This is a genomic window from Nonomuraea sp. NPDC003201, from assembly GCF_053590415.1.
In genome coordinates this window covers 1-6,184 of sequence record NZ_JBSFTC010000471.1, presented here as the reverse complement: position 1 = coordinate 6,184, position 6,184 = coordinate 1, and the positions used below count along the sequence as shown (strand labels likewise).

At 75.1% G+C, this 6,184-nt stretch carries 6 protein-coding genes; 1 reads left to right on the top strand and 5 read right to left on the bottom strand.

Features of this window, described 5'->3' with window-relative positions; translation table 11 throughout:
- From ACWDX9_RS58160 to ACWDX9_RS58140, 5 genes are all read right to left on the bottom strand, one after another.
- The coding region (locus ACWDX9_RS58160) for a serine/threonine-protein kinase (RefSeq protein WP_449971945.1) at positions 1-770 on the bottom strand (770 nt) is incomplete at its 3' end.
- Between the two features lie 37 nt (positions 771-807).
- Positions 808-1,821 (bottom strand): LacI family DNA-binding transcriptional regulator, encoded by a 1,014-nt coding sequence (locus ACWDX9_RS58155; RefSeq protein WP_449971942.1) that lies wholly within the window; start codon positions 1,819-1,821, stop codon positions 808-810.
- A gap of 41 nt (positions 1,822-1,862) precedes the next feature.
- Entirely contained in the window at positions 1,863-2,000 is a 138-nt protein-coding gene (locus ACWDX9_RS58150; protein ID WP_449971938.1) for a hypothetical protein, read from the bottom strand.
- A 99-nt stretch (positions 2,001-2,099) separates the two neighbouring features.
- Positions 2,100-2,666, bottom strand: coding sequence for a hypothetical protein (locus ACWDX9_RS58145; protein WP_449971935.1), 567 nt, complete (start codon positions 2,664-2,666; stop codon positions 2,100-2,102).
- Between the two features lie 2 nt (positions 2,667-2,668).
- Complete coding sequence (locus tag ACWDX9_RS58140; RefSeq protein WP_449971933.1) at positions 2,669-3,457, bottom strand: bestrophin-like domain; 789 nt, start codon at positions 3,455-3,457, stop codon at positions 2,669-2,671.
- 538 nt (positions 3,458-3,995) lie between these two features.
- Between ACWDX9_RS58140 and ACWDX9_RS58135 the strand changes: the two genes are divergently transcribed.
- Positions 3,996-6,184: ATP-binding protein (locus ACWDX9_RS58135; protein WP_449971930.1), on the top strand; the 2,189-nt coding region annotated here is incomplete at its 3' end.

The following is a 6,184-nucleotide window of genomic DNA, read 5'->3' as shown; positions in this document are numbered from 1 at the left end:
GCGCCTCCCACCAGGGCGAGCAGCAGCCCGCGCGCGCTCGGCCGCCGCCCGGGGTCCTTGCTCAGCGCCGCCGCCACCAGCGGCCGCAGCGACGCTGGCAGCGCGTCGAGGTCGGGCTCGAAGGTGAGCACCCGGTGCATGACCCCCGCGAGGGTCTCCGCCCTGAACGGATCCTGCCCGGTGGCCGCGAACACCATGATCCCGCCCCAGGCGAACACGTCGGCCGCGGCGCCGGCCCGGTCTCCGGAGAAGACCTCCGGCGCCATGTACGTGGGCGTGCCCGCGATGTGGTCGCCGGCCGTGCGCGACATCTCCTCGGTACGGGCGATGCCGAAGTCGATCACGCGCGGCCCGTCGGGTCCGAGCAGGACGTTGTCCGGTTTGAGGTCCCGGTGCACGACCCCGGCCTCGTGGATCGCGGTCAGCGCGGTCGCCACGGCGGTGGCCAGCCGGTGCAGGTCGTCGCCCGCGAACCGCCGCCCGGCGCGCCGCAGGTCCACGCCCTCGACGTATTCGCTCACGATGTACGGCGGAGTGGCGGCCGGGTCGGCGTCGATCACCCTGGCGGTGCAGAACGACGCGACCCTGCGGGCGGCGGCGGCCTCCTTGGCCAGCCGGTCGCGGACCTCCGCGTGCAGCACCTTGAGCGCGTACCGGCCGCCGTCGTCGTCGTAGGCCTCATAGACGACACCCTGGCCGCCGGAGCCGAGCCGCCCGGCCAGCCAGTATTTGCCGATCTTGACCGGATCACCCGGCGCCAGACTCTCCACGTGACTTTTGATGCGGACGGGGCTCGATTGGTTGGCCTCACCTGGGCACGGGCGCCGTGGACCCGCGGACGATCAGCTCGGTGGCCAGCTCCACGTGACGGGAGTCGATCCTCTCTCCGGCCGCCAGCCGCAACGCGGTGCGCAGCGCCATCCCGCCCATCACGCGCAGCGGCTGGCGGACCGTGGTCAGCGGCGGCGAGGCCATCCGGGCGACCTGGGTGTCGTCGTAGCCCACGACGCTGACGTCCTCGGGGATGCGCAGCCCGCGCGCCCGGGCGGCCTCCATGACCCCCAGGGCCAGCTCGTCGCAGCCCGCGAAGATCGCCGTCGGCGCCCGCGGCAGGTCGAGGACGGCCGCGCCGCCCAGCAGCCCGTCGTGGTAGCGGAACTGGCCGGTCCACACGTAGCCGGGGATCACCGGCGCGCCCTCGGCCTCCAGGGCGGCGCGGTAGCCGTGCAGCCGGGCCTGGTTGCAGGCGGCGGTCGCCGGGCCGCCGACGTAGGCGATGCGGCGGTGGCCGAGCGAGAGCAGGTGGCGGGTGGCGGCCAGCCCGCCGGCGAAGTTCGTGGAGCCGACGCTGGTCACGCTGGCGCTCTGCAGGTTGAGCGGGTCGATCAGCACCAGCGGCAGACGAGCCCGCGCCAGCGCGGCCACCTGCTGGGCGGCCAGCTGTTCGCAGGTGACGGCGATCAGCGCCGTGCGGCCGGCGGCGACCAGGTCGCGGACCCAGGCGGTGCTGTGGTCGGCGTCCTTCTTGATGCTGACGACGATCCCGACGCCGATCTCGGCCCCGGCCTGCACCGCGCCCTGGATGATCTCGATGGAGTAGGCGTTCAGGTCGTCGTCGAACTGCAGCTCGACGCTCCCGCACGGCTCGCGCCGCGCCGTGGCCGGGACGTACTCGTGCTCCCGCAGCAGCGACTCCACCAGGGATCGGGTGGCGGGCGCGACGTCGCTGCGGCCGTTGAGCACCTTGGAGACGGTCGCGACCGACACGCCGGCCGAGGCGGCGACGGTGGCCAGGGTGGCGCGCCTGGGGGTGTCCGGCATCGTGCCTCCTCGCCTCGACGGGCGTGCCGCGGCCGGCCCGATCATCGGGGTGTCACAAGGGCGGACCGGAACGCGGGCTCGCGGCGGGCCAGGTGCGCCATGTCCGCATCGTAGAACCGGCCGTCGCCCCGGACCACGTGGTGGACGCCGCCACCGGTCAGCACCTCTTCGTCGGCCACGGCCGCCTCTCCCGATCACCGCCGGGCCCGGACGATGATCTCCGGGGCCCGGCGGTCAGTGTGTCACGCGGCACCGGGACAGGGCATCCGAATAACGGCTCAGCGGCGCGAGCGGAAGGCCACGGCCGTCGTCGAGGTGATCGCCGACACCACCACGGTCATCACCAGCACGGTGTTGAGCGGGCTCTTGCGCCGGGACGGGCCCGCCGAGGCCCGCTGGAAGCGCGTCAGCGGGACGGCCGCCTTCGGCTTGGGCGTCTTCGTGGGGGTGGGCGTCGGCACCGGCACCGGCGCCGCCCAGGGGGCGGACGGGCGCACCCGGCCCGCTCTCCTGCGCGGGCACTCCCCCACCTGGACATCCGCCGTGCACACGCCGTCCCGGTAGACCGTCACGTGCGGCAGCACGACCGCCGGCGGCGCCCAGCGCTTGCGGGGCGGCACCGAGATCGACACCTTGGGCCTGGGTGAACGCCGCGTCCGGACCCGGGGCACCGTCACCGTGGGGCCGACGGTCACGTTCTTCGGGGGTGCCGGCGGCGCCGGGGGACGTACGGTCACCCGCGGCACCGGACGCGGCCACGGCACCCCGTCGGCCGCGGCGGGGCCCGCGACGGTCACGGCGGCCAGGGCGATGGCGAACAGCAGCGGAGCACGTCGGACGCCCACGCTCACACTCCCCCGCCGATGCGGGTGAACTCCTGCAGCGCCCCCTGGAACGCCTCGGGCCCGACGGCCAGCGGCCCGGCGAAGGCGTGGGAGATGTCCCACGTCAGGTAGATGCCGAAGCCCAGCAGCGCGGCCGTCGCCAGCAGCGGCAGCAGCGCCAGCCCTCTCGGCCTGGCCCCCGCCAGGAACGGGAAGATGGTGACCAGGACCCCGGTGAGGATGGTCAGGTGCAGCAGCCCCGCGGGAGGCGTCGCGGCGGCGTCGGCGGTGCGCTGGGCCCGCGCGGTGGAGATCGCGCTGAGCTTCTCCAGCACGGCGCTCTTGGCGTCGTCCTGCTTGTCGCCGGTCACCTGCAGGTCGGTGACGCGGCCGCGCAGCTCGTCCATCCTGGCGGCGCCGACCGGGTCCATCCGGCCCTCGCCCATGAGCGGCCACTCGTCCCTGACCACGAACGTGACGTAGTCGCGCAGCGCCCTGCGCACGTCCTGCGGCGCGGTGCCCGGCAGGGCGTCGGCCGCCCAGTAGGCGTCGACGGCCGCCTGGCTCTCGGTGTGGGTGTTGAGGCGGGCGGCGTCGGCCGTGGTCCAGGGAACGATGATCGCGATGGCGAAGACCAGCAGGAACATGGCCGACAGCATCGCTCCCGCGTGCGCGACCGACGGCCCACCGGGGTCGCGGTCCTCTTCGGCTCGTTTGACCTTCCTGAAGATCAGCGCGGTGAGCGCCACCGCGCCCACCGCCGCCACGACTGAGAGCGTGTACGCCACCATGAAGAATCTCCCGAAACTCATCGGATACGCAACGTCACATTACTATCACACAGTGCAATGATGGCGCGAAGCACAGATCGGTAAAGGCCCGGGCAACCACGGGCCCCGCGGCGGCATCCGGCGCGGGTCGATGAACGGGATCGGGGCGGCCACCTGTGGCTACGCTCGTGACCGCCCCGCCGGGCCTCCCGTGTGGCGATGGTGACACGGGTCCGGGAGACGTGCCCTCCTGCGCGGCGAGGACCGTGACCGTCCTGCGCGAACCGTCGGCAGCCCTCGCCCGCACCCCTCCCGATGGGGCCCGCCTCACATGATCCGCCGCCCCGGGGGCCCCGCGCTTCAGGGAGCGCCCCGGGGATTTCCCCTGGAGTACGGGCCTCCGAGCCCGCGCGGCAGATCCGGCCGCCCGTACTACGGCGGCGGGGACCCGGACCGGCCCCGGCGACCTGGGGATAACCCCTGGTTTTCGCGCGACCTCTGGACAAGGGGACAGGCAAGTCTTACTTGAGCCGCCCGCTTTGCCGCGCAACGTTGGATTTCCCAGCGTGCGGAGGCCGGTATGACGTTCGTCGGACGGGATCAGGAGCTCCGATGCCTGGCCGCGGAGTTCGAGCGCGCCCGCGCCGGACTGCCCAGGCTCGTCGTGGTCGAGGGGCCGGCGGGGATCGGGAAGACGACGCTGGTCCAGCGGTTCCTGGAGACGTGCGGGACGGGCAACGTGCTGTTCACCGACGGGGACGAGGGTGAGGCGCTGCTGCCGTACGGGACGCTGACCAGGCTGTTCGGCGGGCTCCCCGCGCAGATCGAGGCGCCGGCCGCGGCCGAGCCGCCCGATCCGCTCGCGGTCGGGGCGGCGCTGCTGCCGGAGCTGAGCGAGCGGCAGGCGAGCGAGCCGCTCTGCCTGGTCGTGGACGACGTGCACTGGGCGGACGCGCCGACGTTGCGGGCGCTGACGTTCTGCCTGCGCAGGCTGCGCGTGGACCGGGTCATGGCGGTGCTCCTGCTGCGCGAGGCCGCCACGCTGCCGGGCCCCGAGGGGCTGCGGCGGCTCATCGCCGCCGACACCACCCACCGGCTGCGGCTGCGCGGACTGCGGGAGCCGGAGGTGACCGCGCTGGTCGGCGGGCGGGTGTCGCAGCGGGCCGTGGCCAGGCTGGTCGCCCACACCGAGGGCGTGCCGCTGTACCTGCGGGCGCTGCTGGAGGAGGTGCCCCTGGAGGCGCTGGACGACCTGGCGCAGCCGCTGCCGGCGCCCAGGTCGTACACGATGCTGGTGCTGGCCAAGGTCGCCAGGTGCGCGCCGCCGGTGCGCGAGCTGGTCGGCGCGGTCAGCGTGCTGGGCATGTCGTGCCCGCTGCACCTGGCGGCGCGGGTGGCCGGGGTGGCTGAGCCGCTGCAGGCGCTCGAACAGGCCGTGCGCGAGGGTGTGCTGCTGGAACGGTCCTCTTCGCGCGGGCCCGTGGCGGCGTTCGCGCATCCGCTGATCCGCGCGGCCGTCTACCGCGACCTCGGCCCGGCGCAGCGCTCGGCCCTGCACGCGCGGGCGGCGCTGGTGGCGGAGGGCGAGCAGGCGCGGCTGCGGCACCGCATCGAGGCGGTGGCGGGCCCGAGCCCGGAGCTGGCCGCCGAGCTGGCGGAGCTGGGCCGGGCGCAGGTACGGCTCGGCGCGTTCGGCGGCGCGGCCGAGCACCTGAAGGCGGCGGCGGAGCTGTCGGGCGACCCCGCGCCGCTGGCCGCCGAGGCGGTGGAGGCGCTGCTGCTGGACGGACGGGTCGACGAGGCGGCCGGGCTGACCGCGAGCCTGCCCGAGGACGCGCACCCGGCGGTGCGCGGCTACGCGCTCGGCCACCTGGCCATGGTGCGCGGCCAGGTCGAGGAGGCGCGGGCGCAGCTCATCACGGCCTGGGAGCAGGCCGGGCCGCCCGAGTCGGGCCTGGCGGCGCGGGCGGCGCAGCAGCTCGCCATGCTCTGCCTGGTCAAGGCCGAGGGCGGGCAGGCCGCCCGCTGGGCCGAACGCGCCCGCGACTCCCCCGGCTACCGCCTCAGCATCGACTACAACCGCTTCACCCAGCTCACCGGCCTGGCCGTCTCCGGCGAGATCGACGCGGCGCTGGCCGCGACCGCCGACCTGCCGCCGCCCGCGTCGGCGACGATCGCCGACCTGGACGCGCTGCTCGGCCGCGGGCTGCTGCGCACCTGCTCGGACGACCTGGCGGGCGGGCTGGCCGACCTGTCGGGGGTGGTGGCGGCGTGCGGGGAGCGTTCGGTGCCGTTCCGCATGCTGGCCATGGCCATGCTGGGGCAGGTCGAGTACCGCTCCGGCCGCTGGGACGACGCCGCCCTGCACACCGAGACCGCGGCGTCCGTGGCCGACGACGCCGACCAGCGGTGGCTCTCGCCCATCTGCCACGGGCTGGCCGCCCTCGTCCCGGCCTCGCGCGGCGACTGGCCGCTCGCGGAGTCCCACGTCCGGGCGGCCGTCGCCGGGGCGGACTCGGTGGCGGCGCTCGCGCACGGATGCGGCGCCGCCGCGCACCTGGCCGCCGCCAGGGGCGACCACGCCGCGACGGTGACGGCGCTGGAGGCGCTGCGGGCGGTGGAGGTGCACGACATCGTGTACGAGCCCGGCGTCGTACAGTGGCTCGACCTGTTCATCGACGCCCTGGTGGGGCTCGGCGAACTGGACCGGGCCGAGACCTGCCTGGTCGCGGTCGAACGCCTGCCGCGCCGCCCCGCCAGCCGCTCGAC

What these genes read in the sequence shown, in the direction of transcription:
- ACWDX9_RS58155 (WP_449971942.1), bottom strand. Translation starts at nt 1,821, where the DNA reads ATGCCGGACACCCCCAGGCGCGCCACCCTGGCCACCGTCGCCGCCTCG.
- ACWDX9_RS58140 (WP_449971933.1), bottom strand. Translation starts at nt 3,457, where the DNA reads ATGAGTTTCGGGAGATTCTTCATGGTGGCGTACACGCTCTCAGTCGTG.